This window comes from Neisseria sp. P0021.S007 (assembly GCF_051956855.1).
Genome location: NZ_JBQCXA010001817.1, coordinates 1 through 432 on the forward strand (window position 1 = coordinate 1; position 432 = coordinate 432).

1 protein-coding gene is annotated in these 432 nt (G+C 55.3%); it reads right to left on the minus strand.

Annotated features, from left to right (window positions below; translation table 11 throughout):
- Window positions 1–432: OmpA family protein (locus ACTHUR_RS21615; protein WP_440400874.1), on the minus strand; the 432-nt coding region annotated here is incomplete at both ends.

Consider the following 432-nt stretch of genomic DNA (forward strand, 5'->3'; position numbering starts at 1 on the left):
GTTGACGGGAGCCGTAACCGAAAGTGCTCAAACGGGTGCTGCTTACGCCACGGGATTGCAGGAAGGTAGCGACAGATTCGGCGCGGTTGCGAGACAATGGCTCGTTGATGGCGTCGTTACCGGTATTGTCGGTATGGCCGTTGATGGTCAAAGTCGTGTCAGGATATTGAACCAGAGTTTGTGCAGCAGCAGACAAGGCGCTTTGAGCTTGACCGCTCAGGGCAGCGCTGCCGGTGGCGAAGGTTACGTTTTCAGGCATAACCAGTTTGATTTGGTTGCCTTGACGTTCAACTTCGATGTTGGTGTTGGCCAGGCTTTGACGCAGTTTTTTCTCTTGGTAGTCCATGTAACCGCCGATACCGGCACCTACTGCACCACAAGCCAATGCGGAGTTACGCGCGCCTTTGCCACCGTGGGTCAGCGCACCAACGA